The sequence below is a fragment of the Streptomyces capoamus genome, assembly GCF_014654935.1.
In the GTDB taxonomy this organism is placed as follows: Bacteria; Actinomycetota; Actinomycetes; order Streptomycetales; family Streptomycetaceae; genus Streptomyces; species Streptomyces capoamus.
Window position 1 is genome coordinate 392151 of the sequence record NZ_BNBF01000003.1, and the last position, 25423, is coordinate 417573.

Below are 25423 nucleotides of genomic sequence, written 5' to 3' on the forward strand. Positions count from 1 at the left end.
CTTTCTTCGCCGAGGCCAACCCGTACGTCCGTGGCATCGTGCCCCACATCGGCCGCATCGCCGGCACCTTGCGGACGGCCGGCGGCCTGGTCGCCTGGGTACTGCCGGCGAACGAGGCCCCGCTGGGACGCCTGAGCGGCGAGTTCTACGGGCCGACGTACAGCGAGATGCTCGCGACAACGGGCGGGGAGGGCCCGCTGCGTTCGCGTCTGTGGCACGCCCTCGACGTCCAACCGGACGACATCGTGGTGGAGAAGACCGCACACAGCGCCTTCTTCCCCGGCCGCTCGCCGCTGCCCGGACTGCTGGCCGAGCGAGATGTCGACACCGTCGTGGTCACGGGCACGGTCACGAACGTCTGCTGCGAGTCCACAGCCCGCGACGCGGCCACCACGGGCATGCGTGTGCTCATGGTCGCCGACGCGAACGCGGCCCGGAGCGACCAGGAGCACAACGCCACACTGCACACGATCTACCGGTCATTCGGCGACGTACGCACCACGGACGAGGTGGTCGAGCTGATCGGACAGCGCCCGAAGTGACCGCTGAGGACCAGCGGCGAGGCCGACCTCCGTGCCGGCGAGCAGGACTCTCGCGAACTACCGTGCCGGTGCCGGAATCAGCGTCGTGCGAGCATCGTTCATGCCTGCATGACGACCTTCGTTCTCGTTCCCGGTGGCTGGCGCGGCGGCTGGTACTTCTCCGGCTTGGCCGACTGCCTGCGCACCGCCGGACACCGGGCGCTGACCGTTACCCCCACCGGTGTCGGTGACCGCGCCCACCTGATCTCCGCCCACGTCAATCTCGACACCCACATCGACGACGTCCTCGCCGTACTCGCCGGCGAGGAGGTCGGCGACGCCGTTCTCGTCGGGCACAGCTACGGCGGCATGGTGATCACCGGTGCCGCCGACCGCGCCCCTTCCGGCGTGGTGCGCCGCCTGGTCTACTGCGATGCCTACGTTCCCGAGGACGGCCAGTCCTGCTGGGACCTGACCACCGATGCCTACCGCGGCCTGTTCCTGGACGGCGCGGCGGCGAACGGATACGCCGTCCGGCCGCCGTCCGGCAGGGACCCGCGCGTGAGCGCACATCCACTGGCCTCTTTCCTCCAGCGGATCCGGCTGGACGGCGCCGGCCTGCGTGACGTCAAGACCCGGGACTACGTGTATCTGTCCGGGTGGGACGGTACGCCCTTCACCGCCGTCCGCGACCGGCTGGCCGACGACCCGGCCTGGCGCGTCCACACCCTGGACAGCGGCCACGACGTCTGCAGGGATGCCATGCAGGAGTTCACGGAGATCCTCCTGCTGGGCGAATAGCCACCACGCGGCGCCCGGCGATCGATCGCCCTGGACCGGACAGCGAGTGGCCATGGACCGCCGGTACGGCTAGGCCACGCCCGCCGCTTGGGCGGCCTCGTACACCGCCTGCTCCTCCGCGCCCAAGTGGGTGGCACTCATGTTGGGGCCCTGGACCCAGCCGAGCAGGCCGATGATCTGGGCGGGGTCGTCGTAGCGGGAGAAGACCCCGACCTGGACGCCCGTGCCGGTGGCGGGGTCGAAGTTCTGCAGCAGGGCGCCGCCGCTGCAACCGGGCGACTGCGCGCCGGCCATCACGTCGTTGTAGTAGACCGGGTCGCTGCGGGCCGTTCCCTGGGTGACCATCAGGCTCCGGCCGTCGAAGGTCCGCTGGAGGGCGGTGGGCACGTTGCCGGGACGGTAGTAGTTGCGCTCGTTGATGGTCGGGTAGCCGAAGAGGTGGCCGGTCCGGTTCTGTGGCTGGTCGAAGGCGACCTGCTGGCCTCCGGTGACCGCGCCGATCGGGCGCGGATCGTCGGGGTTGTCCACCAGGACGGCGGCCATGTCCCGCCCGAGCAGCCAGTCGGCGCTCTGGCTCCAGGTGCGGGTGATCCACTGACGGGTCACTCCCCAGACCCCGTACGGGGCGATGTCCCTGCCGGGAAGACGTGTGCCGGCGGGGTCGCGCGGCAGGTTCGTCCCGTCGAAGCCCGGTACGAAGACCATGTTGGTGGCCACGACGTTCCCGAAGCCTATGTCGAGCGGGGTGTGGACGCGCAGGCAGTGGGCAGCGGTCAGCACGACGCTGCGGTTGGCGCTGGTGACCACGTTGCCGGAACACGAGGACGTCGACACGGCGCCGGTGTCCACGTCCGTGTATTCCATGAACAGCTTGCCGGCGGTGCGCGAGACCAGTCCTTGTCCCCGCGGCCATGGCTTGCTCAGATCGTCCCAGCCGCCGGGGGGCGGGGTCGCGTCCGCGTCCTCGTTGTTGAGGCCGGCGTCGGCCATCTTCCCCAGGGACCAGTAATCCACCTCCGCCTTTAGCCGGTCCTGGTAGCCGGCGCCGGCCGGTACCAGCGGGCGGAGCTCGAACGAGGCGGCGTCGGCGTGTGCCGGGGACGCCGTCACGAGCAGTGCGGCCATCAGCGTGAGCAGGCCGATGAGCGGGGTCAGCGCACGTCGTGAGGGTATGCCGATGAGCAATGTCTTTCCTTCCTCGGGACGGGTCGTTCAGCCGGACGGGCGGCCGACCGGACCTACGGCCGGACTCACGGGTTGGTGGTCACCTCGAACCCCGCTCCGTAGACGCCCTTGGGGGCGGCGGCGTCCCGGGCGCGCAGGTCGGCGAGGATGTTGGCCGAGCTGGTGTACTCGAACGGCGGGAAGGACAGGGTGATCGCCTTGGTGATCCCGGCCCAGGGGCCCGACGCCTGGAAACCGTTGTCCTGGGACGGGAGTTCGCTTCCGGGGACGTGCCAGACGGCCGGCCCGCCCGAGTCGCCCGTGAGGTTCGCGGCCGCCGAGCGGTAGATGCCGCCGGTGTTGTCCATGACGGTGCCGAACCAGACGCCCGTCTGACCCGATACGACGAGTTCGTTGGCACCGGTGGCGAGCAGCCGTTCGGTGTCGAGCGCGGGTCCCGGGGCGTTCGGGCTTGCGGTGCCGCCGGGGACCTTCAGGACACCGGTCTGCTTCAAGTAGGGGCCCTGCGAGGAGAGTGTGACCTGCGGGACCAGTTCGATGATCATGTAGTCCTTGGTCGGGTGACCCGTCTGCGAGCCCTCGGGGTCCTTGAAGTAGCGCACGTACCCGATGGGACCGAAGCCGGTGTCCGCTCGGTCGTAGACGGGGGCCACGTCGTCGTGGATCTCGCGGTCCGCGTAGGCGGCGTCCCTGATGCAGTGACCGGCCGAAATGGCGATCCGGTGCCCGTACTTGTCGGTGCCCACCGCGCCGATCGTGCAGAAGGGGTACGTCATGGACGGGCTGAAGACGATCTGCATCGCGTTGTGGACGCGCTTGCCTTCGTCGGCACGTGCCGCACCGGCCCCGACGGTCCAGAGGACCACCAGGCTCAGCAGCAGGGTGCACAGTCGTCTGTTCATGTGCGGTTGCCTGTCTGTCGTGGGATCGTGGGGAATCAAGCGGACGCGAACGCCGCCTCGAGACGCGGGACGAAGTCGACGAGGTCCTGCGCCCAGCAGCCGCTGGTGTGGCCGCCGGCGCAGTCGTCGCCCCAGCCGGATCCGTCGCCGTAGTCCACGAAGTGCACCGGGTACCCGAGCGCGTCCAGCCGTTCCTTCGCGTGCTGGGACGCCGACTCGACCCAGAACTCCGGTTCGGCCGGATCGCCGCCACCGTTCCCGGTGTAGAGCGTGACGCCCGTACCGGCCCGGGCCAGGACGTCCATGTGCGAGACCGGGTCCGCCTCGTCCCAGCGCCAGTCCGCCCCGAAGACCGGGTAGGGCGTGCCGAAGATCGCGTCGCTGGACACCGCGGGACCGAAGTCGAGACTGCACGTGGGGTTCGAACTCCCGCACAGCGGGGCGCCGATGTTCGTGAGCGTGGCGACGACGGCCGCGCGCATGACCGTGTGGCGGACCGAGAGTTCGTTGGCACCGGACAGCGAGGCGACCTGACCGAACAGGCCGGGGTGTCGCTGGGCGTAGTGCAGGGAGCCGAAACCGCCCATCGAGAGGCCGGCGACGGCCCGTGCCTTCCTGCTGGCATCGGTGCGGAGATTGGCGTCGACGAACGGGATCACCTGGTTGATGTGGAAGTTCTCCCAGTTCTGCGCGCCGGCGGCGGTGCTCTGGTCGAGCCAGTTGGTGTACCAGCCCCTGCGTCCCCCGTCCGGTATGACCGTGATCATGGACTGGGCCGCGGTGAGGGCGGGGTACGCCACGTTCGGGTTGCCGGGATCGTCGGACGCGCCGTGCAGGAAGTACAGCACCGGGTAACGCCTGTCAGGATGCCGGGCGTAGTCGGTGGGCAGCAGGATGCGGATGTGGTGCTCACCTTCGACCTCGGGCGTGGTCACCGTGATGACGAAGTCGGTGGCGGAGCCGACGGCGTCACCGGTCTGCTTGAGGCCGAAGCCGTCGGTCATCCCCGGCGGGCGCGGAGCCGAGGCTTCGACGGGAGCGAACGATGCGCCCATGAGGAGGGCGGTCGCCACTGCGGCGACGCCTGCCGCTCTCAGGCGCCTCAGCCGAGCGGGCACAGCTGGTCTCATGATGTGTCCTAGGGGGGACTGGTCGCCATGGTCGCCATGGGACGGTCGATCAGCCGGTCACGGGGAATCACATCGCACCACCTGTGCGTGACGCCATAGGGGTGGTCTGGCGCAGTTGCGCCACTGGCGCTATTGCGCTGAACATCCAGTAGGCTCCGGGCCTGCAGCCGGGACGGCTGGGCGGACCTGGTCCGTCGCTCCGTGAGGCGAGGGAGTGGCCGTGCATGACGTGCTGGACCCGGACTCCGACCGCGGCCGGGTCTACCAGTGCCTGGTCCGCCATCCGCGGCAGTCGGCGGGGGAGTTGGCGGCTCGTATCGGGCTGGCCGAGACCTCCGTCCGGGCGGTGCTGGACGAACTCGCCGCCGAGGACGGCGTCGTGACGACGGACCCCGCAAGCGCCGGAGCCGTCTGGGAAGCGGTGCCGCCCACGCAGTTCGTCGAAGCCCTGTTGCGGCGCGACGACGCGTTACGGACGGCGCTGCGTCGAACCGGCACGGAACTGGAGCGGGTCTACCGTTCCGCCAGGCGGGACAGCACCCACTACGGCGCGCTGGAGGTCGTCGAAGACCTCGCGCGTGTCCTGGCGATCAGCCGGCAGCTCCAGCAGACGGCGCGCCACCAGCTGCGCAGCATCGACGTGCCACCGTACTCCGGCACCCCCGACTTCTACCTCGCGCAGGAGACGCTGCAGCGCGAGCGCATGGCCGCCGGTGTCATCTACCGCGCCATCTACCCCGGTTCCGCGTTCGACGATCCCATCGCGTGGCCCAACATGGCCCGCATGATCGAGGCCGGGGAGCAGGCCCGGACCCTGGACGATCCACCCCTGAAGCTGAGCCTGCGCGACGACGACCTGGCGGTGGTCACGCTCCCCGCCGACGAGCGTCCTGGCGTCGTCTCCCTCGTGATCCGTCCGTCCAGCCTGCTCCAGGCGCTGTCCAACGTCTTCGAGTCGCTCTGGCGACTGGCCGTCCCCGTGTCGGCGACGGGCACCGGTACGCAGATCGACACCCGGGACCGTCAGATCCTCTCCCTGATGGCCAGCGGCGCCACCGACGACGCGATCGCCAGGCACCTGGGGGTGGGGCGCCGCACTGTCGTCCGCCGCGTCTCCGCCCTGCTGGCCGGGCTGGGTGCCACGACCCGTTTCCAGGCCGGGGTCCAGGCGGCACGTCGGGGCTGGCTCTGAGGCACCGGTCGCGGTCGCGCGACGGTGCGTGCCGGAGCGCGGGAGGGCGCACGCGGCGTGCAGCGGCACTCGGGGTGCGTGCAGTTGCGTCCACTTCCTTCGCGCGCCCCCTGTCCCTGCGCGGGCTGCCGGGGCAGCGTGGGCGGTTGCCCGGGGAACGCTGCCGTCCCGGCCTGCCGACGAGCAGAGGTGGGTGAGCCGAGTGGACGAGCGGGGCGACGAGGTCCGTTTCGACGGCCGTGTCGTCGTGGTGACCGGCGGCGGCCGGGGACTGGGCAGGGAGTACGCACTGCTCCTCGCGGCGCGCGGCGCGCAGGTCGTGGTCAACGACGTGGGGACCGGGACCGACGGACACGGGACCTCGCCCGCGCCCGCACGAGCCGTGGTCGAGGAGATCCGGGCGGCGGGCGGGCAAGCCCACGCCGACGGGCACGACGTGGCCTCCGCGGACGGCGCGCGGGCCCTCACCGCGACCGCGCTGGAGCGCTGGGGGCGGCTGGACGCCCTGGTCAACAACGCGGGCATCTCGATCCTGCGCCCCTTGGCCGAGCTCACCGACGACGAGTGCCGGCGGGTGCTGGACACGCACGCGGGCGGGACGCTGAACATGCTCCGGGCGGTATGGCCGCACATGGCCGCCGCCGGGTACGGGCGGATCGTCAACACGTGCTCCGACGCCCTGTTCGGCGACACCGGGCTCAGCGCGTACGCCGCGGGCAAGGGCGCCGTGCTCGGGCTGACCACCTCCGCGGCAGCGGAAGGCGCTGCATACGGCATCAAGGTCAACGCGGTCGTACCCGTCGCCGCGACCCGCATGTCCCTGGAGGCGGTCCGGGACGACGAGCGTACGACCGCGCTGCTCACCGACCTGTTCCCGGCCCGGCACGTCGCCCCGGTGGTGGCGTTGCTGGCCCACGAGGGCGCCCCCTGCACCGGCCGGCTCCTCCATGCGGCCGGCCGCCGCACCGCCCGGATCTTCCTGGGGGCCACCGAAGGCGTCGTGTGGCCGGAGGACCCCACACCGGAAACCGTCCGGGCCGGCTTCCCACGGATCTGCGCCACAGAAACGTTCCGCACCCCGGGGAGCGTCAGCGAGTCCATGGGCTTCTCCCTCGCCCGGCTGGGCGCCGGGTCAGCCGGCCCGCCGGCCCTCGACCTCACGACCCCGGCCGCCCGCGAATGACGCGCGCACACCGGCTCCACGCCGCCCGCTACGGCTCCGGGAGGACCCGTGCCACAGGACATGGACTTCGGCCTCCCCGCCGCCACGCGGATCAGCCCTGGCCTGGAAGGCGCCCGTCAGCACAACCTGGACTGGGTGCGCCGCACCGGCCTGGCCGGTGACGACCGGTCCCTGGCCTGGTACGCCTCCTGGGACATGCCGCGCCTGGCCGCGCTCGGCTTCCCGTACGCCCACGGCCCGCACCTGGACCTGCTCGCGGACGCGATGGGATTCTTCTTCGTCTTCGACGACCAGTTCGACGGTCCCCTCGGCCGGGACCCCGCCGAGACCGCCCGCGTCTGCCAGACGTTGATCGACATCGCGCACGGCGTCCCGCCGCCGCCCGACGCGGACCCCTGCACCACGGCCTTCGCCGACATCCGGACCCGCGGCACCGACGGCGCCCACCCGGCCTGGACCGCCCGTACCGCACACGAATGGGAGTACTACTTCGCCGCGCAGGCCCACGAAGCACGGGGCCGTCTCCGCGGCACCCCGGCGGACCCCGACGCCTACCTCCAAGTCCGGCGCGGCATCGCCGCCAACGACCTGCCCCTCTCCCTCGGGGAACGCGCCGCCGGCCTCACCGTCCCCGCGTCCGCCTTCCACAGTCCCGAGCTGCGCATCATGCGCCGGGCCGCCATCGACGTCACCCTGATGTGCAACGACGTGTACTCCCTGGAGAAGGAGGAGGCCCGCGGCGACGTGGACAACCTCGTCCTCGTCCTCGAACGGGCCCGCCACCTCACCCGTGACCAGGCCCTCACCGCGGCCCGCCACGAGGTGGAGCGTCGCGTCCGGCGCTTCCACTGCCTGGCCGCACGCGTCCCCGCCGTCTGCGCACAACTGGCCCTGTCCGGACGGGAGCAGGCGGACGTCGCCGGCTACGTCCGCGTCATGACCGCGTGGATGAGCGGCTACCACGCCTGGCAGACCGGAACCCGGCGCTACCGCGACGCGCCCCGGGTCGTGCCGTCCTCGGGCCCCGGCCACCTCGGCCAGGTCCTGGGCACCGGCGCACGGCGGCCGCAGCACCCTGAGCCGACCTGATCCCCGGCTACGGCCGCCCGAAGGCCCCGCCGGCGACGCGGGCTGCCGGGCTTGCCCCCGCTGTGAGCCGATGGGGATCATGACCGCGTGCAGCACCGGAATGAACTCCACCGACTACTCGTACGCGCCGGGCTCACGGTCGTCGGGGACGTGCCTCCGGGCAACGTGTTCCCGCCGGAGGCCGGCTGGCGGATCGCGCGGGGGATCGCGGCGCCGGACGGCGGGACCCGCGCGCTCGATGCCGTGTGGTGGCACCGTCTCCGCGATGTCGAAGGTGAGTTCCTGGTGGCCGTCCTCGGGCACCGGACCGGCGGCAACGAGTCGTGGTGGACCCGGGTCCGGTACGCCGGGAGCGGCGTACCGGAGTTGACCGGCGGCCCCGGATTCGTGGCGCTCTCCCTCGACGGGCAGGTGCTGCTGGCGGAGGTGCCAGGAGCGGGCGGCCCCCGGGTGACGGCCCTGGACCGACTGCCGGAGCGGCTGGAGGAGGCTGCCACGGCGGCCGGGCGCGAGACGGAGGCCGAGCGCGCCGAGGTGTGGGCGGCGGTGCCCGGCCCGGACGCGTGCCCCCTGCACTGGGCGGAGGGAATCGGGTCCAACCCGGCCGCGACGGACGAACTGCTGATCCGGCTGCTGGACGTGGAGGACGGCTTCCTGCACGGATGCGACCGGCCCGCCGTTCTCGACGCCGCCGTGGCCCACCCCGATCCGCGGGTGCGGTCACAGGCCGCCGACACCTTCCGGCCCAAGCTCACGTCCCATCAGTGGGTACGCCTGGTCCGCGCCGAGCCGTCGCCGGATCGCCGCGTGCTCTGGGCGGAACGCGCCTGCGTCTGGGGCGCCGTACTGCCGGAAGACCTGTACGACGACCTCCTTGCCGGCCCGTCCCGCGCGCGAGCCGCCGAACTCCCGTCGCTTCCCGCACAGCACCTCCCCGGCCTCGCGGCCGACCCCGATGCACGGGTGCGGGCGGCGGCCTGTGCCCGATGGGAGGACCTCGCCGCGCCGCTGCGGGAGCGGCTGCTGGCCGACACCGACCGCGCGGTGCGAACGGCTGCGCTGCTCGCCCACCACACCGGCGTACCCATGCCTCGCGAGGTCTTCGCCGCCCTGCCCGACCCGCGGCGGGCGCTCGAACGGTGCCGCCTCGCGCCCAAGCTGGAGGCGGAGCTGGTCCGGGACGGGGACGCGGAGGTACGCCGGGCACTGGCCGCCAACCCGGGCCTGGGTGCCCACGGCGTCGCCGTGCTGGCGGAGGACCCGCGGGACGACATCCGTTCCGCGGTGGCGCTGCGCCCCGACCTCACCGAGGAACAACGTGCCGCGGTGCGCCACGAGTTCAACGCGACGTCCATGTCGCCCACCCTGCCCTGGGTCGAGGACCTGCACGGCGACGCCGACGCGATGCGCCGTCTCGCCGCGTCGTCCCACCCGCTGGTCCGCCGCAGTGCGGCCCGGGCCCGGCACCTCCCGCCGGATGTGGTGGCGCGCCTGGCGCGGGACGAGGACCAGGTGGTCCGCCTCTTCCTCGCCGAATCGTGCGAGGACGCGCCGGCCGACATGCTGCTGGAGGTCTGGCGCTGGTGGGACGGCAGCTTCAGCCACCCCGACCGGCCCCGCAGCCATCCCAACTTCCCCCGTGGGGGCCTGCTGCGCTACATCACCGACCCCGACGGCCGGATGCGCCGCCTGGCCCTGGACGATCCGGAGGCGACACCGGCCGACGTCGCACGCCTGGCCCGCGATGCCGAAGCCGAGGTGCGCCGTCGCGCCGCCGAGGACTCCCGACTGTCACCGGCCGACGCGGTGCTGCTGCTGAACGACCCGGAGGCCCGCGTCCGTGACGCCGCGGTACGCAGTCCGCGGCTCCCGGCCCGCGTTCTGGCCGGACTGCTGCACGACCGCGACACGGCATGCGCAGCGGTCACCAACCCGGCGATCCCGGTCCCCGTCCTGCACCGCATCCTCACCGCGGCCGCAGCGGCCGTGGCAACCCTGCTCTGAACACCTCCGTCCGGCATGCCGACCGTCGGGGATTGCAAGGCGTTTCAACAACTTGCGAAGGCCCAGCTTCAGTGCGTGTCCCTAGTCAACCCATCGTGTGCGGCGCGTGGTGCGTAGCCGAGAGTGAGCCGGAACCCTCTTTCCGCCGCAGGGATGAAAAGCTTTGCGTCATCTTGCGCAAGCCTGACGCGGTGGTCGAAGGCCCGATGGCGGTACGGGAGATGGCCTGAGGATGTGATCTCGGAGGCGGGGCCGGGTCCGGTGAACTCCCCGATCAGCCGGATGGGCACCTCCGCACCGGCTCCCCCCTTCAGTTCAAGACTTTGATGAAGTCCCGCCCGCAGAACGGGCTATGCGGCCGAATCGCATGCGCAGTTGAACACTCAGAGCACTCTCGGTCACCTCATGACTTCAAGTTGTGTTGAGATGTGTGCGGGTGATGGACAGTCACCCGCCCCTCCTGGCGGCACTCGCCGCTCCTTCTCCAGAGAGGAATGACATGCTCGCGTCACGTTCACGGATGCCGGCCGCCTGGCGGCCCGTACTGATGCTCGCTGCGCTGCTCGCCGGACTGCTCGCCGGTACGGCCCCCCACGCACGGGCGGCCACGACGCAGGACACCTCCGTCACCTTCCGGGTGCAGGCCACCACGGAAGGCGAGACGCTCCTGGTCACCGGCAGCGCCCCGCAGTTGGGTGCCTGGGACCCGGCCAAGGCCGTTCCCCTGGGCACCACCGCCAGCGCCTACCCGCACTGGTCGGCCGCCGTGCAGCTGCCCGTCGGCGCCACCGTGCAGTACAAGTACCTCAAGCGCTCCCCGACCGGGACGGTGACCTGGGAAAGCACCCCCAACCGCACCCTGACCGTCTCCCGGGACGCCCCGGGCAACGACGACCGCTGGAACGTCGCTCCGGTCGCCGCGACCTTCCGCGCCACCGCCACCACCACCTGGGGCCAGAACCTCTACGTCACGGGCGACCTGCCCGACCTCGGCAGTTGGGACCCGGCCAAGGCCGTCCCGCTGACCACCGGCTCCGCCACCTACCCGCTGTGGTCCGGCGCCCATCAACTGCCGCCGAACATCACCGTGCAGTACAAGTACCTCAAGAAGATCCCCGATGGCACCGTCATCTGGGAGAACGGCGACAACCGCACCGTCTTCACCTCGTCCGCCGGCGCGCTGACGGTCAACGACAGCTGGCGCTGACGGCCGGGCACCGGGGCCGAGCGGTACGGGACAGGTACCGCTCGGCCCCGGTGCCGTCCGTGGTCCGGGCCCCCTGCCCCAGGGCAGGGAATGCCGCGTGCGGCGATCCACAACGCGTACCACTGCGCCGGGGCAGTTCGGCGACGAGCCGGTTCACCGCACGGTACGCGGCGAGGTGCTCGCCCGCGGCCCCGGGCTGCGGCAGCGCATCGTCGTGCAGGTCGTAGGGCAGTTGCTGCCCTGGGTGGTCCCGCCGCAGCACGCCGCTCACCGGGCGGTCACGGCGCGCGCGGTGGCCGCGCGCAGTCCCGGCAGGTCGATGAACTCGGTGTGGGTGCCCACGCTGCCGCAGACGAACGCCCCGGACACCGAGCCGGCCAGCACACACTCCTCGAGCGGCCGCCCCTCGAACAGGGAGTGCAGGAACGCGGTGACGAACGCATCGCCGGCACCGTTGCTGTCCACGACCGGCCGCTCGGGGCGTACGGCGGGGAAGTGGCGGATCCCGTCGGCACCGCGCTCCAGCAGGTGACAGCCTTCGGCGCCGTCGGTGGCGACCACGAAGCGGGCCCGGCCCTCGTCGAGGATCGTCCGCATGACGGTGTGCAGCCGGTCGTGGAGCGCGGCCGCGCTGAGGAAGACGTAGTCGGAGTTGAGGGCGTAGGGGCGGTGGTGGGGGTTGCGTCCGTCCCAGTCGTGCAGATCGGTTGAGCTGGTCACGCCGAGGCGGTGGATGTCCTCGTACATGTCCTGGTTGTGGCCGATGATCGACAGGTGGACATGGGCCGTCCGCTCCAGGAAGGGCAGGTAGAACGCGCGGGGCAGCCTCAGGTCGCCCGGGTGCCGGCCGTCGTAGAAGGAGAAGCGGCGGCCCCGGGGGTCGACCAGGTTGGCCGAGCGGGGGGTGCCGTGCGGCGAGACCAGGTGGCTGAAGTCGAGGCCGACGCGGGCGTAGTGCTCCAGCACCATGCGGCCCTGCGGGTCGTCGCCGAGGAAGTCGACGAACTTGGTCCGCAGGCCGAGCGCGTGCCAGCCGAGGGCCACGCCGTTGCCGGTGTGCCCCACGTAGTCCCGCAGCGGCTCCACTAAGACCGAGTCACCCGGCGGTACGCGCAGTTCCTCCACCCGCACGATGGTGTCCACGCCGACCCCGCCGACCACCAGGACGTCGTAGTCGGCCGGACGCCGGTCCGCACCGGGGCGGTGCTGTTCGGTCAGGGTCATGCGCTCACTCCTTCGGCTACGTGCTGAACGCGGCCCTTCCTCCAGGACGACCGCCCCGTCATTGTCGGCGCCGGACGGTATCACCACGCCGGGCAGCACCACGCTGAGCCGCACCCGCGCCCCCGCACCGCTCAGGACCAGCTGGGCCTGGCCGGCACGGCAGGCACGGCAGGCCGGCAGGCACGGCAGGCCGGCCGGCAGGTACCCCGCGACTTCTCCGTCGTCGGCTTCGGCGGCAGCAGCGCTGTAGTGACGCGCGGACGCCAAGTCAGGTCGCTAACCGCCGTACCGCGTCGGCGGGTCGGGGACGTGCCGGTGGTCAGCCGGTCCCGCGGATTCCTCGCCGCGTGTCCGCCGACGTCTCCCGCAGCACGTCGGGGTCACCGAAGAGCCGGCGCCGCAGGGGCGGATGGAGGTTGGTCCGGGTGAGGTCACCGTCGTAGTGGGTCAGCAGCCGGTGGTCCATCACCGTGCGCCACAGCGGAGGGAACCAGGCGATCACGATCATGGTGGCGTAGCCCGAGGGGAGTTGGGGCGACTCGTCGAAGTGGCGCAGGGTCTGGTAGCGGCGCAACGGGTTGGCGTGATGATCGGAGTGCCGCTGCAGCTGGAAGAGGAAGACGTTGCTGACGGTGTTGTCGCTGTTCCAGCTGTGGCGGGGTGCCACCCGCTCGTAGCGCCCGTCCGGCCGCCGCTGCCGCAGCAGGCCGTAATGCTCCAGGTAGTTGACCGTCTCCAGCAGACAGAAGCCGAGCACCGCCTGGAGCAGCAGGAAGGGCAGGACCCGCAGCCCGAACAGCGCGGTCAGGGCGGTGAACAGCGCGGCCGAGAGTGCCCACGCGGTCAGGATCTCGTTGTGCGGGCCGAGCACCGCCCGGTTCCGCCGGGTCAGCCGGCGCCGTTCCAGTTCCCAGGCCGAGCGCAGACTGCCCCACACCGTGCGCGGCAGGAACCGCCAGAAGCTCTCACCCATGCGGCTGCTCGCCGGGTCCTCCGGCGTGGCGACCCGTACGTGGTGGCCGTGGTTGTGTTCGACGGAGAAGTGCCCGTACCAGGTCTGCGCCAGCGCCGTACGGCTCAGCCGTCGCTCCAGCCGCTCGCGCTTGTGCCCGAGTTCGTGCGCCGTGTTGATGGCGACACCCGCCACGACTGCCGTCGTCACGGCGAGGCCGAGGCTGTCGGCGACCGGAAGTCCGCCGTCCGACCACTGGCCGCAGGCCCAGACCAGAGCGCCGTACTGGAGCGGCAGGTACAGGTAGGTGCACCAGCGGTAGTAGCGGTCGGCTTCGAGGAGGGGCGCGGCCTCTTCCGGGGGGTTGGTGCCGTCCGCGCCGGTCAGCCAGTCGACGAGCGGGACGAGGACGAAGGCGAAGAACGGGCCCCACCACCAGAACAGGTGCAGGTGGGTGAGGGCGACGAGACCGCCCGCCTGGAAGGGCAGGGTCGGTACGGCGAGGGCCAGCAGCCACAGGGGGCGTTTGGGATCCCGCCAGGCGCGGGGATCGGACGGCGCCGGCTCCATGAGGACTCCTTGACGAGGACGTGCGCTTCCGCCACCCCGTCGGGAACGGGGGGAGGCGCGCGGGGGTGGAGCGACAGTGCCACGGCAGGAGAGTGCTGACAAAGGGGGATGCTGTGTCAATGTTCTGATGATGTGTCACGCCTACTGGCCGTCGGCCGTCGGCCGTCGGCCGTCAGGCCGGACGCAGCGCCGCCCGCGGTGGGTGATGACACACTGCCGGTGTGCGCAACCACCGTTCGCCCGACCCGTCCGGGCCCCGCCCCGATCCGCCCCGGGTGGCGTGGCGCAGGCAGATGCGCGAGCGGGTGCTCGCAGAGGCCCGCGCGCTGGCCGCGGAGAGCGGCTGGGACCGGGTGCGGGTGGCCGACCTCGCGCTGCGGGCGGAGGTCTCCCGGCCCTCGATCTACAAGGAGTTCGGTGACCGGGCCGGTATCGGACGGGCGCTGGTGCTGCGCGAGACGGAGGAGTTCCTGACCCGTCTGGCCGCGGTGCTGGACGAGCACCGCGACGATCTCGCCGCCGCGCTGCGCGCCGCCGTCGCCCACGCACTGGCCGAGGCGGGCGGCAACCCCTTCATCGGCGCGGTGCTGACGGCGGCCCGCGGGGGCACGGACGCGTTGCTGCCGTTCCTGACGAGCAGGCCCGAACCCGTGTTCACCAGCGCCTGGCAGCTGCTGGCGCAGTGGCTGGGCACGGTGGCGCCGGGGGTGGCGGGGGAGCGTCGGTCGGAAGCGGCCGACCTCGCCGTGCGGCTGACCATCAGCCACATGCTGCTGCCGTCCCCGCTGACCGCGGACGCACCCGAACGTGTCGCGCGTGCCACCTGCGCCGTGCTGGGCGTGCCGCCCGCCCGCTGACCGCACCGGCCCTCCGCCTTGCGCCAGGCGGATGTCCGGCGCGGTTCTTCGCCTCGCGGAGGTGGTCATGGGCTGACTCGCCGGGGTCTTCACCACGTCGCCGACCACCGTCCCGATCACCGCGAGAGCCTCGGCGCAAGGCCGCCGCTGGGAGCACGAGCACACGCCGAACGCTCCTCCCGTTCGGTGCGGTCTCGCTCCCTTCGGAAGATCCTTCACCCACCCGCGCATGCCGCTCACGGAAGGGCCGGCGGCCCTACGCCAGCAGCCGCTCCCGCGCCAGCTCCATCACCTGCGCCCGGCTGAGCCCCCCGTGGTCGGCGGCGATGAAGTGGCTGCCGATTCGCAAGGAGAAGACGAGCATGCACCGCAGCTCGACCTCCTTCTCGTCGGGGCAGAAGGCCCTGAACAGGGCGCGCAGGTACTCCATGCGCCGGTTGTCCACCCGCCGCAGCCGCGCCGCCACGTCCTCGTCGCGCCGCGCCCAGTCGCGGACGGCCAGCTCCGAGGCCACGCCCGTCACCGGCCCGGTGGCCGCCGAGGTGATGGTGAACAGCCGGTCCAGCCGGGCCCTGGCGTCTCCGCCCCCGGCATCCACCTGCTCGATCACGGCCTCGGCGGCCTCCCGTTCCCAGGTGTCGAGCATCTCGCCGAGCAGGGCGTCCCGGTTACGGAAGTACCCGTAGAACCCGCCCTTGCTGACGCCCAACGCCTGCGCCAGCACCTCGATCCGAACGGCCTGCGGACCGCCGGCGGCGAGCGCCCGCATCCCTTGCTCGATCCAGGCGCCGCGCGGCGTACGGGTGACTCCCATGCCGTGCCTCCTCGACTCACCGGATATACGGACTCGTATAGACGCCTCCGTATACACGGGGCTATCCTAGGTCTATACGCCACCGTATACAGGCAGGGGTCCGGCATGCGGCTTCCCAACACCGCCCACACTTCACGTCCCTGGCGCATCCACGCCATCGCCCACGACTTCCGCCTCGAGGACGTCTGGGCGCTGCCCACTCCGGGCAGCGCCGGCGACTGGCCCCGCCTGGTCGCCCTCTTCAGCGGCGCAGGCCCCGACCAGCAGCCGTTCGTCACCTCGCCCGTGGCCCGCGCCCTCTTCGCGATCCGCTGGAAGCTCGGTGCGCTGTTCGGATGGGACAAGCCGGACGCCGGCCTGGGCGCGCGGGTCCCGACCCTGCGCGACCGGCTGCCCGACGACCTCCGCCAGGACCTGCCGTCCACGCGTAACCCCCGCTTCACTCCCGTCTACGAGACCGAGGGCGAATGGGCGGCCGAGATCGCCAACCGCACGATGCACGGCGTGCTCCACCTCGGCTGGGTCCCGGACGGCTCCGGCGGCTACCGCGGGCAGCTGGCCGTCCTCGTCAAGCCCAACGGCCTCCTCGGCCACCTCTACATGGCCGCCATCAAGCCCTTCCGCCACCTGGGTGTCTACGAGAACATGCTGCGCACCATCGGCACCCGCTGGCAGGCGACCGCTCCGGCCCCCAAGCCCTGAACTCCGCCACCATCCCGACCCGATCGGGTGCGCCCGTGGGACGCACCCGCCCCACGGGCACTCCCGCCGCGGCGGCCGTCCCCCCGTCAGCACGAAGGCGCTCGGCTATCACGACGAACACCGCCCGCCCGGTCACCCGCCAGGAGCAACCCGGTCAGGGTCGGCCACAGCGAGCGGGGCTGCCCCCATCGCCGCCCGCTCCGGGCCTCCGACCCGCACCGCGGCGGTCAGGTGGTCCAGGAATCGGACGGCTTGGGGACGGCATCGCGTAGGCGCTCGAGGAGAACACGGGCAGCAGGGCTCGAAGGCCCGTTGGTCTGCCAGGCGAGCGCGATGCGGGCCCGCATCTCGGGCTCGACGATCCGCAGGGCGCGCAGCTGCCCGTCGAGGGGGGCCTCGTCCTCATCGGCAGGCAGCACGGCGATGCCCAGGCGTCGCGTGGCAAGGCGCGAGAGTACGTGCGGGGCCGCCGCCTCGAAGGTGATCCGGGGCCGGAATCCTGCCTGCGCGCAGCCGCGTTCGAGTGCCGCGCGTACTCCGGTGCCGCGGGGCAGGCAGATCAGCGGCCGATCCCGCAGATCGGCGAGCGGGACGCTCGTACCGTTGACGCGATCGAGAAGTGGGTCACTTGGCGCGACAGCGGCAACCAGCGGGACATCGATCACCATCTGAAAGGTGACCCCGGGCGGTGGCACCTCGTCCGCCGTTCCGAGGACGGCGATGTCGAGCTCGCCGGCGAGGAGTGCGGCCTGCATCCGCTCCGTGGCGTCCTCGGTGAGGGCTACCTCCACCGAGGGATGGGCGTCATGGAAGTCCGCGAGTAAACCGGCGATGTCGAAGGCGTGGCCGGTGGCACCGGAGACCAGCCCCAGCCTGACCCGGCCACGCAGCAGCCCGGTGTACGCATCCACCGTCTGCCGCACCGACTCCACAGCGGCCAGTGCCGCGCGGGCGTACGGCAGGACCGCCCCACCCACCTCAGTCAGCGTCACCGAACCGCCGGAGCGGTCGAGCAGGGGCTGCCCCAGCTCCTTCTCCAGCTGACGGATCTGGGCGCTCAGACCGGGTTGAGCCAGATGCAGCCGGGCGGCGGCGCGCGTGAAACTGCCCTCCTCGACCACCGAGACGAAGTAACGAAGCTGACGGAGTTCCATAACTACCAATTCTAGTTACCAGCAGAACCATCTATTGGAGATATGCAGTAGTCGGCGGCAGGCTTGATCGCATGAAAAGCGGGACAGCCCGTACGGGGAAAACACCCGGGACCGGACCGCGACCGCAGCGGAGCGTCGGGAACCCGCGGACCTGCTCGGAGTCCGGCGTTACTCCCAACCCGTCAAGAAAGCATGAACGAATGCGCAACCGCCTACTCCTGGGCCTGTCTCTGCTCTCCACCGGTCTGCTCGCCGGAGCCTTCGGCTACGGCGCAGCCAACCTCGTCCCCACCTTCAATGCCGTGCCGCTCGACATGAGGCTCGAATTCCACACCGAGCTGATGAAGATGAACGGGATCACCATGCAAGGGGCAATGGCGGTCTCGGGGCTCAGCACCCTCGCCCTGGCCGCCCTGACACGCGAGCGCACCCGGTCTCTCGTGGCCACGGCAGGCCTTCTGACCGTCACGTCCTTCTTGATCACCCGGTTCGGCAACGTCCCGATCAACGGTCGCATCAAGCAGTGGGCCGCCACCACGCCGCCGGCTGACCATGCGAAGATCCTCCACCGCTGGGAACTGTTCAACGATGCCCGTACCTGCACTGCCATAGCCGCGTTCGCGATACTGATCTACGTCGCCCTGTACCAGGCAGGCAAGCGAGCGGCCGAGCACCACGCAACCCACGACAGTCCTGTCGAAGGCCGAGGCGCCTACCCTGGCCGACCCGAATAACAGCGTGGAGTTGATGCCAGGCACCCCGGGGACGACACGTCACGCTCTTGAGACCCTGGCGCCGAGCGGGAGCAGCCACACGGCCCGCCCAGCACCCCGGTGAGCGATTCAAGCGAGGTGGGCCGGTCGCGTGGTCGGGAGTACATGCCAGGAGTACTCCCGACCAACGCGTCCTTCACCGGCAGAACACCCCGCACGCCCCTCGCCCCCCGGAACCGCCGCCGGCAATTCCTGCTCAAGGGCAGAGTCCCGCCGGCCGATGGCGGTGGCATGGAAACGCATTCCGTCTTCGCCGCACACCTTCTTGTGACCCGCCGCCTGCTCCGGGTGGCCATCGGGCTGTCCGCCGCCCTGTGGACGGTGGTTCCCAGGCCCCCGGCCGCGATCGCCGGGACGGCCGCGCCACGCCCGGCAGCTGCCGCGGAGCAAGCGGGCCTGCGGGCGCTGTTCGGATCGGAGAACCGCGTGATCCGCACGAGGGAGCTCGTGGTCGCAGTGACGTTCAACGCAGCCTGGAACGAGGCCGGCCTGAACCGCGTCCTCGGCGAACTCGCCCGCCGGCACGCGCCCGCCACGTTCTTCCTGACCGGCGACTTCGCCCACCGATACCCCGAGGCAGTGAGGAGGATCGCGACCGCGCGACACGGCCTGGGCAACCATTCCTACAGCCACCCCTACTTCAAGGACCTGACCGCGGCCGGAAGACGTCGCGAAGTCCTGGCAGCGGACCGGGCCCTGCGCGCGGCCGGGGGAGGAGCGGCCCTGACCCCGTTCTTCCGGTTCCCCTACAGCGAGACCAGCCCCGCGCAGATCAGAGAGGCCAATGGACTGGGATTCGCGGACATCGAATTCACCACCGACACCAACGGGTGGAAGGGCACCGAGGGCGGCATGACGGTGGACCGCGCGGTGCGCCGGGCGCTTCAGGCCCTGCGCCCAGGGGCGATCCTGCAGATGCACGTCGGGGCACCCGGGGGCCGCACCGAGGTGATCGACGCTGAGGCTCTCCCACGGATCCTCGACGCGATCACCGCCCGCGGTTACAGGGTTGTCGACCTCCGTACCCTCCTCTCGTCCCTGAGTACATGAACCCCAGGTATCGGCGTCCGCCGCTGCCGACTCGAACACCTCGGTGGGCGTTGTGGTACTTCCGGCACGGCAGTTCGGTTGATCCACCAGACTTGTCCGAACGGAGAAGGGACGGCGAATATGGCAAACAGCGCACTTCTGGTGATGGACGTCCAACGGGACGTCGTGGCCATCGCCGATGACGGTTCCGGATATCTGCCGCGCTTGCGAAGGGCTACCGACGGTGCCCGGGCCGCAGGCATCACCGTGATCTACGTGGTGCTCGGGTTACGGCCGGGTGATCCAGAAGTCAGCCCCCGCAACAAGGTGATGACAAACGCCGTGCGGGCCGGCCTGTTCACCGAGGGAGCCCCTGGAACCGAGATCCATGACGACGTCGCGCCCCAGCCCGGCGACGTCGTGGTCACCAAGAGGCGCGGAAGCGCGTTCTCGGGCAGCGACCTCGACTTGGTACTCAGGGCTCGCGATATCGACAGCCTTGTTCTCACCGGCATCGCCACCAGCGCTGTGGTGCTGTCCACCCTGTGGCACGCCATCGACCTGGACTTCGGCCTCACCGTCCTGGCGGATGCCTGCCTCGACACCGACCCCGAGGTGCACCGGATGCTCACCGAGAAGCTGTTCCCCCAGTGGGCAGATGTCCTCACCATCGAGGACTGGCTCAAAGCCATCGCACCGCGATAGTGGACGATCGCCCAGACCCACACGAGTTGGGCAAGCTGGTACCGCTCCAAGAGGCCCGGGAGGGGGAGGGGGTCACCCGTCTCCGCACATCTCACCACCGAGCCCAAGCGCGGCGATCCGAGGTGGCCGGCCTTCGCCCCCCCCCGCTACGACTTCGGCCCCCGCCACCCGGTGCAGTGGGAGATGGAGGCGCTGGAGCCGGCCTATTTCCAGCGCCTGGTCCTCGCTGCCGTCGCCCCGTACGTCGACCGTGACGTCCTGGCCCGGCAGGTCCGTGCGAAAAGCAACGGACGGCCGGCTGGTGCGCGGTCGCGTTGCCGGGCCGGGTGGGCGGCCATTGCGGGAGAGCATCCGGATCACTTTGTGGGCCCGCACCGCGACGGCGTGGATCGAGCGGTGATCCGCCGGGTCGGTCGATCAGCTTCCTAATACGCGTCGGCATCGATCAGGTGATCGATCGATGCGCCGTCGGTGCGTTTGATCCGGAAGAGCCAGCAGCCGTACGCAACCGGTCGAAATGCAGCCATAAGCATCCCACGGCAGGGATGATCAAAGCGTTGGGCGTTCCATGCGCCCAGCCGACGCGCGTGGACCGAAGGAGTGGACATGGCTCAGCGACAGAGCGGCACGGTGAAATGGTTCAACGACGAGAAAGGGTTCGGCTTCATCACCCCGGAGAGCGGCCCTGACCTCTTTGTGCACTTCAGGGCGATCCAGGGCAGCGGCTTCAAGGGCCTCAAGGAAGGCCAGAAGGTAACCTTCGTCGCGGTGCAGGGTCAGAAGGGCATGCAGGCGGACGAGGTCATCGCCGAAGAATGAGGCCCTCGGCCTGACGTTCTTGCATGGCGCGACTCGGTCCGGAGTCGACTCCGCTCCGGGCCGACGTGCCTGTAGTCGTCAGCCGGATTCGCTCACACTCCGTCGGCATGATGACCGTCACGGATAGGGAAGTGGTCTCGGGTCTGATCGGTCTCGGTGGAGCCCGATCGGTGGCGGCGTGTCCGCGTGGGCCACGGGGGTCACCCAACGGGAGCAGGCGAAGGAACGGCTCCCTGCCCGCCGGGCACAGGACGAGCGCAGCAAGCAGGCAGATGACCGCCTGGCTCCTTCCAAGTCCCAGCAGATCAGGACACCTATGGAGGAGAGCCTGACGGCCGTCATCCACAGATGCACGGGGACCGCAACCGTCCCAGGAAGGCGGTGTGGTCGGCCATGAGGTCCGCGACGGCCATGTGGATGACGACGGCAAGAACACGGCACAACACGTCGTGAGGTGACGCACGCCCCCGGGGTGTCAGTCCTCGCCGTCGTCGCCTTCGTCGAGCGCGGTGCGTCCGGGTCGCACAGCGAGCGCAGGACGCCGACGGCGGGGACCCCGACGATGACGCTGTAGCGGCCGAGCAGGTTCACGTTGCATGCCAGCTACCGTGCTCCAAGCCGCTTCCAGGCGACGCGGCGCCTCACGGAGTGCTTAGTCCCTCAGCCCTTCGCCAGCCCGACAGCGGACGAGGTGGCCGAGGTGGCCGAGGTCTTGACGCGGCTCATCGACGGGCCTGGTCGACGTTCGACGCCCGAAAAAACTCTGACCTCGATACGTCCGCCACGGGAATCAACCAGTCGACTGCCGGGTTGACGAGTCGGTACTCAAGATCTTCAAGGAGCCGACATGTCCGACGAACCTGCCGTCCGCGAACTCCGCTTAGTGGTCACGGCTGCCGACTACGACGCGGCGCTGCACTTCTACCGTGACGTCCTGGGCTTGACCGAGCGCGGCGCGTTCGCCTCGCCCGACGGACGGGTCACCATCCTCGACGCCGGTCGGGCCACCCTGGAGCTGACCGATCCAAATCATGCTGCCTTCATCGACGAAGTGGAGGTCGGGCGGCGAGTAGCCGGCCACATCAGGGTCGCCTTCCAGGTCGACGACTCGGTTACCGCCACGTCGAAGCTGGCCGCTGCCGGAGCCCAGGTAGTCGCCGAACCGACGCGCACCCCATGGAACTCCCTGAACTCCCGCCTCGAGGCGCCGGGTGCCCTCCAGTTGACCCTCTTCACTGAGTTGGACGATTGAGGGTTTCCGTCCCTGCTGGTCACAGCCACTCGTTGATGGCCGCGACCACGCCGGCGTCTCGTTCGTTGCGCGTCCCGCAGGCGGGTTGGGTGGCCCAGCCGGGGACTGGGGCGCGCTCAGCCGGCTGCGCGTCGGCCGGGGCCGCCGCACCGCCGTCAGCCCGGCGGCGGTGCTGGGACGGAATTCGCCGGGCGCCCGGTGCTGTCCTTCCGGTGCCGAGCCCTAGCGAAGGGTGAGACGGGAGAGTCCCGCCGGATGGATGTATTACTGGGGCTGACTGCCTCAGTGGGCCGGCGGCAGGTGGGGGACATCAATGGGGGAGAGGGCCGGGTGGGCACGGTGCCGGCGCGCGGGATGCCCTCATCGGCCGGAGGCGTCAGGGGTGACGTCGACGCCGACTTCGGCCATCAGCTCGGGCTCCACCAGCGTGGTACGGCCGACGTACTGCAGGCGCCCTTCGGTATCGAACCTGCCGAGCAGCAGCGTTCGCGGGGCGGTCAGGGAGCCGGTGACCGCGCCGACGATCTCCTCACTCGCCTCGCGAACCTTGTACTTCTGCCGGCTCGCACCGACGGACGGTACGGATCGTCCGGCCGTTTGAAGACCCCGCCTTCCATCCCCACCGACGTTCACCCACATGGGCGCCTCGGTGGTCGACGGGCACAGCACCCACGGCGCCGACAACCACCGCGCAGCGAAGCGGCATCGGCGTTCCGGCGTTCCTGGGCATGCACTCGGGCCATCCGGGCTTCGGCATGATGGCTCTGGACGGCGACGTGTACCTCGAAGCGTCGACGGGTGAGACCGGCATCGACGTGCTCGCAATGGCCAGGTCCCGAACGGGCTGACTGATCATGTGCGGAGCCAGATAACGGGGCGGTCGCGGTGACAGAGCCGACGAGGAGCACCTCCGCTGTGTGACTCGGGAGCTGTCCATGCCGGTCCAACAGGCAGACTTCACCGTCGACCTCGGCGGAGGCGAATACCCCATCGGACACCGGGCCCCTGCAGCTCATGCAGCTCATGCAGCTCATGCAGCTCACCATCCACATGACGCCCAGCCTGAGCGGTGAGGCGGAGCTCTCGGCGGACCGGGCGCGGGCAGTGGTTCGGGCGGCGCCGCGGGATGGAGTCCGTGCACCATTAGACAGATAGTCTCTGCGTAGATAGTCTACGGGTAGACCACCTAGTTGAGGAGACCGCTCATGTGGCAGTACCAGCACAGCATCGAGAGCAGCGCCACCCCCGAGGCGATCTGGCGGCTCTGGGCCGACGTTGAGAACTGGGGCACCTGGAACGCCGAGATCGAGAAGATCGAGGTGGATGGCCCGTTCGCGGCGGGCACGCAGATCACGATGACGCCGCCCGGAGACGACCCGGTACTGCTGCACATCGCCGAGGCGGTCGAAAACGAACTCTTCGTCGACGAGGCGCGCTTCGACGGCCTGCTGCTGCGCACCATCCACCGGATCGACCGGATCGACCAGAACCGGATCCGCGTGACGTACCGGATGGAGATCACCGGGGCCGGCGCCGACGAGGCGGGCCCGCAGATCGGCCCGGGCATCACCGCCGACTGGCCCGAGACGATGGCCTCGCTGGCCGAGCTGGCGCTTCGCTGATGCCCCTCAGCCCCGGCGACAGCCCCGGATTCCTGCTGTGGCACGCCACCCTGCGGTGGCAGCGCGACATCGCCACAGCCCTGGCCCCGCTCGATCTCACCCACGTGCAGTTCGTGCTGCTTGCCTGCACCTGGTGGCTCAACACCCAGGGCGAGCACCCCAACCAGCTGGCCCTCGCCCGCCAAGCCGGTACCGACGTCAAGATGACCTCCCAGGTACTACGCATCCTGGAACGCAAAGGACTCATCGAGCGTGAAGTCGACCCGGCCGACACCCGCGCCAAACGACTGCGCGTCACCGACACCGGCGCCGAGCTGGCCCCACGCGCGATTGCCGCCGTTGAGCGCGTCGACGCGCGGTTCTTCCAACCGGTGCCCCTCGACGACGCGGTAGCCCTGCTCGGCCGCCTGGCCCATCCCGATACCTGAAACGCCCTTCACCGACAACAGGCCACCCAACCCGAACCCACGTTGGGCTGCGGATCGTGTCGGCATGCCGCCTCGCTGCATCACCCCGTCGGCGTGGCGCGGGGGAGGCAACCGTCCCCGGCGGTGAACGCGTCACCGTCGGCCATTCGTCCGCATCTCCGTCTTCGCTGCCGTGGAGGCGCTTCGTCGGCTGCTGAGCAGGGCGGCGATCGGCAGGGCTGCGGCCAGGCCACTGAGGAGGATGGCGGCGAGTGCGCCGAGAACGGCGGGCTGGTCCTTGAAGGTGATGCCGATCGCGGCCGGTGCGGGGCCGGCGTTGCGCACGCACGCGACCTCGCCCATGGTGGTGCGCCGCACCGGCGGGCCCGTTGCGAGCAGCGTTCCCGCGGCGAAGGCGGCGGCTGAGAGCAGGAATTCGGCGAGCAGGGCCGGGGAGCCGACGAGCGCGCCGACGCCCCCGCCAGTTGCCGAGCGGCATGCCCGCCGGCACGCCCAGGAACGTGGGTTCGGCGTAACGGCGTACCAGCAAGCCGATGGCGAAGGGCACGAGACGTCGGCGCGCACGTCGGCGCGCACATCGGCCGCGGTCAGCAGACCGTTGACGGTGGAGGCTAAACGTGGCGGGCACCCACCGAGACGACGCAAAATAGCCAACAAGTCCTCCGCATTGGTCCCAGGGCCGGTTTCGCGGGCCGGCCCCCGACAGCCCCCCGATGGCACGACCCTGGGTTTTCAGTCTCCGGGACCCTACGGACGGGTCACGTGGTGACCCTGGCTGGCACAATCCGCCGCATGGAATTCGGAGTCCTCGGCTCGTTGGAAATCCGCCTCGGAGAACGCAGAGTCCGTCTCAGTGCCGCGAAAGACCGCGTCCTGCTTGCTGAACTGGTCGTACACGCAGGGGAGATGGTGAGTACGGACCACCTGGCCGAGGCGTTATGGGGCAGCAGACAGCGGACGGATCCGGTCAATGCCGTTCAGGTGCGGGTGTCGCGGCTGCGCAGGCAGCTGCGTGCCGTCGCCGGCCCGGCCGGTGCAGCGCTCGTCCAGACACGGCCTGGTGGGTACGAGCTGATGGCGGCGCATGTGCGGACGGACTCGAGTGCCTACGAAGCCGCGCTCGACTCGGCCGCTGAGACCCAGACGTTGGAGGCGTACGACGAAGCCGAAGCGCTCTGGTGCGGCGAACCGTTCGCCGGTGTGCCGATGACCATATGCCTGGCCGACGAGGCCGCCCGCCTGCAAGAACTCCGGGCAGAAGCTGTGGAGGGCCGCGCCTCGGCGGCCTTGCGAGCAGGTAAGCCGGCG

26 protein-coding genes are annotated in these 25423 nt (G+C 70.7%); 17 read left to right on the plus strand and 9 right to left on the minus strand.

Translation table 11 applies throughout. The features are described from left to right. Together IE312_RS07695 and IE312_RS07700 are read left to right on the plus strand one after the other, a co-directional pair. The coding region (locus IE312_RS07695) for an isochorismatase family protein (RefSeq protein WP_229899269.1) at positions 1-542 on the plus strand (542 nt) is incomplete at its 5' end. A gap of 108 nt (positions 543-650) precedes the next feature. Continuing rightward, positions 651-1322: an alpha/beta fold hydrolase gene (locus IE312_RS07700; protein WP_189979567.1), complete on the plus strand. Its 672-nt coding sequence runs from the start codon at positions 651-653 to the stop codon at positions 1320-1322. Positions 1323-1391: 69 nt separating this feature from the next. Here IE312_RS07700 and IE312_RS07705 read toward each other — a convergent pair whose 3' ends face one another. The 3 genes from IE312_RS07705 to IE312_RS07715 form a co-directional block, all read right to left on the minus strand. After that, a complete protein-coding gene (locus IE312_RS07705) occupies positions 1392-2507 on the minus strand; it encodes a trypsin-like serine peptidase (RefSeq protein WP_189979569.1) in 1116 nt (371 codons plus the stop codon). A gap of 65 nt (positions 2508-2572) precedes the next feature. Further along, positions 2573-3409 (minus strand): chymotrypsin family serine protease, encoded by an 837-nt coding sequence (locus IE312_RS07710; protein WP_189979571.1) that lies wholly within the window; start codon positions 3407-3409, stop codon positions 2573-2575. A gap of 35 nt (positions 3410-3444) precedes the next feature. Then, positions 3445-4464, minus strand: a complete 1020-nt coding sequence (locus IE312_RS07715; protein ID WP_229899270.1) for an alpha/beta hydrolase — start codon at positions 4462-4464, stop codon at positions 3445-3447. Positions 4465-4759: 295 nt separating this feature from the next. Between IE312_RS07715 and IE312_RS07720 the strand changes: the two genes are divergently transcribed. The 5 genes from IE312_RS07720 to IE312_RS07740 all read left to right on the plus strand — a co-directional run bounded on the left by IE312_RS07720 (position 4760) and on the right by IE312_RS07740 (position 11214). Then, positions 4760-5731 carry a winged helix-turn-helix domain-containing protein gene (locus tag IE312_RS07720; RefSeq protein WP_189979575.1) on the plus strand — a complete coding sequence of 324 codons (972 nt, stop codon included), beginning with the start codon at positions 4760-4762 and terminating at the stop codon, positions 5729-5731. 193 nt (positions 5732-5924) lie between these two features. After that, positions 5925-6914, plus strand: coding sequence for an SDR family NAD(P)-dependent oxidoreductase (locus tag IE312_RS07725; RefSeq protein WP_189979577.1), 990 nt, complete (start codon positions 5925-5927; stop codon positions 6912-6914). 48 nt (positions 6915-6962) lie between these two features. Then, on the plus strand, positions 6963-8003 hold the full coding sequence (locus IE312_RS07730; protein ID WP_189979579.1) for a terpene synthase family protein: 1041 nt from the start codon (positions 6963-6965) through the stop codon (positions 8001-8003). Positions 8004-8090: 87 nt separating this feature from the next. After that, the gene (locus tag IE312_RS07735; RefSeq protein ID WP_189979581.1) at positions 8091-10007 is read left to right on the plus strand and encodes a hypothetical protein; all 1917 of its coding nucleotides are present in this window, start codon (positions 8091-8093) and stop codon (positions 10005-10007) included. Between the two features lie 499 nt (positions 10008-10506). Next, complete coding sequence (locus IE312_RS07740; protein ID WP_189979583.1) at positions 10507-11214, plus strand: CBM20 domain-containing protein; 708 nt, start codon at positions 10507-10509, stop codon at positions 11212-11214. A gap of 267 nt (positions 11215-11481) precedes the next feature. On the opposite strand, the gene IE312_RS07745 is transcribed toward IE312_RS07740, so the two are convergent. Both IE312_RS07745 and IE312_RS07750 read right to left on the minus strand, forming a co-directional pair. Next, on the minus strand, positions 11482-12438 hold the full coding sequence (locus IE312_RS07745; protein WP_189979585.1) for a carbohydrate kinase family protein: 957 nt from the start codon (positions 12436-12438) through the stop codon (positions 11482-11484). A 319-nt stretch (positions 12439-12757) separates the two neighbouring features. After that, positions 12758-13960 carry an alkane 1-monooxygenase gene (locus IE312_RS07750; RefSeq protein WP_189979586.1) on the minus strand — a complete coding sequence of 401 codons (1203 nt, stop codon included), beginning with the start codon at positions 13958-13960 and terminating at the stop codon, positions 12758-12760. A 221-nt stretch (positions 13961-14181) separates the two neighbouring features. Between IE312_RS07750 and IE312_RS07755 the strand changes: the two genes are divergently transcribed. Next, complete coding sequence (locus tag IE312_RS07755) at positions 14182-14817, plus strand: TetR/AcrR family transcriptional regulator (protein WP_189979588.1); 636 nt, start codon at positions 14182-14184, stop codon at positions 14815-14817. 256 nt (positions 14818-15073) lie between these two features. Here the strand turns inward: IE312_RS07755 and IE312_RS07760 are convergent, their stop codons facing one another. Beyond that, on the minus strand, positions 15074-15631 hold the full coding sequence (locus IE312_RS07760) for a TetR/AcrR family transcriptional regulator (protein WP_189979590.1): 558 nt from the start codon (positions 15629-15631) through the stop codon (positions 15074-15076). A 105-nt stretch (positions 15632-15736) separates the two neighbouring features. On the opposite strand from IE312_RS07760, the gene IE312_RS07765 reads away from it, so the two are divergent. Beyond that, positions 15737-16333, plus strand: a complete 597-nt coding sequence (locus IE312_RS07765) for a DUF2867 domain-containing protein (RefSeq protein WP_189979592.1) — start codon at positions 15737-15739, stop codon at positions 16331-16333. A gap of 227 nt (positions 16334-16560) precedes the next feature. Here IE312_RS07765 and IE312_RS07770 read toward each other — a convergent pair whose 3' ends face one another. Next, positions 16561-17487, minus strand: a complete 927-nt coding sequence (locus IE312_RS07770) for a LysR family transcriptional regulator (protein WP_189979594.1) — start codon at positions 17485-17487, stop codon at positions 16561-16563. A 200-nt stretch (positions 17488-17687) separates the two neighbouring features. Between IE312_RS07770 and IE312_RS07775 the strand changes: the two genes are divergently transcribed. From IE312_RS07775 to IE312_RS07795, 5 genes are all read left to right on the plus strand, one after another. Then, on the plus strand, positions 17688-18221 hold the full coding sequence (locus tag IE312_RS07775) for an anthrone oxygenase family protein (protein ID WP_189979595.1): 534 nt from the start codon (positions 17688-17690) through the stop codon (positions 18219-18221). Positions 18222-18548: 327 nt separating this feature from the next. After that, the gene (locus tag IE312_RS07780; protein WP_229899272.1) at positions 18549-19310 is read left to right on the plus strand and encodes a polysaccharide deacetylase family protein; all 762 of its coding nucleotides are present in this window, start codon (positions 18549-18551) and stop codon (positions 19308-19310) included. Positions 19311-19430: 120 nt separating this feature from the next. After that, on the plus strand, positions 19431-19994 hold the full coding sequence (locus IE312_RS07785; RefSeq protein ID WP_189979599.1) for a cysteine hydrolase family protein: 564 nt from the start codon (positions 19431-19433) through the stop codon (positions 19992-19994). A gap of 606 nt (positions 19995-20600) precedes the next feature. Next, positions 20601-20813 carry a cold-shock protein gene (locus IE312_RS07790; RefSeq protein ID WP_189979601.1) on the plus strand — a complete coding sequence of 71 codons (213 nt, stop codon included), beginning with the start codon at positions 20601-20603 and terminating at the stop codon, positions 20811-20813. A gap of 847 nt (positions 20814-21660) precedes the next feature. Beyond that, positions 21661-22065: a VOC family protein gene (locus IE312_RS07795; protein WP_189979603.1), complete on the plus strand. Its 405-nt coding sequence runs from the start codon at positions 21661-21663 to the stop codon at positions 22063-22065. Positions 22066-22425: 360 nt separating this feature from the next. Here IE312_RS07795 and IE312_RS07800 read toward each other — a convergent pair whose 3' ends face one another. Continuing rightward, positions 22426-22704, minus strand: coding sequence for a hypothetical protein (locus tag IE312_RS07800; RefSeq protein WP_189979605.1), 279 nt, complete (start codon positions 22702-22704; stop codon positions 22426-22428). A 566-nt stretch (positions 22705-23270) separates the two neighbouring features. On the opposite strand from IE312_RS07800, the gene IE312_RS07805 reads away from it, so the two are divergent. Then, positions 23271-23687: an SRPBCC family protein gene (locus IE312_RS07805; RefSeq protein WP_189979607.1), complete on the plus strand. Its 417-nt coding sequence runs from the start codon at positions 23271-23273 to the stop codon at positions 23685-23687. Beyond that, positions 23687-24115, plus strand: coding sequence for a MarR family winged helix-turn-helix transcriptional regulator (locus IE312_RS07810; protein WP_189979609.1), 429 nt, complete (start codon positions 23687-23689; stop codon positions 24113-24115). Before IE312_RS07805 ends, IE312_RS07810 begins: the two co-directional genes overlap by 1 nt. Positions 24116-24247: 132 nt before the next feature. On the opposite strand, the gene IE312_RS07815 is transcribed toward IE312_RS07810, so the two are convergent. Beyond that, positions 24248-24769, minus strand: a complete 522-nt coding sequence (locus IE312_RS07815; RefSeq protein ID WP_189979611.1) for a hypothetical protein — start codon at positions 24767-24769, stop codon at positions 24248-24250. Positions 24770-24907: 138 nt separating this feature from the next. Here IE312_RS07815 and IE312_RS07820 point away from each other — a divergent pair. Continuing rightward, the coding region (locus tag IE312_RS07820; protein ID WP_189979613.1) for an AfsR/SARP family transcriptional regulator at positions 24908-25423 on the plus strand (516 nt) is incomplete at its 3' end.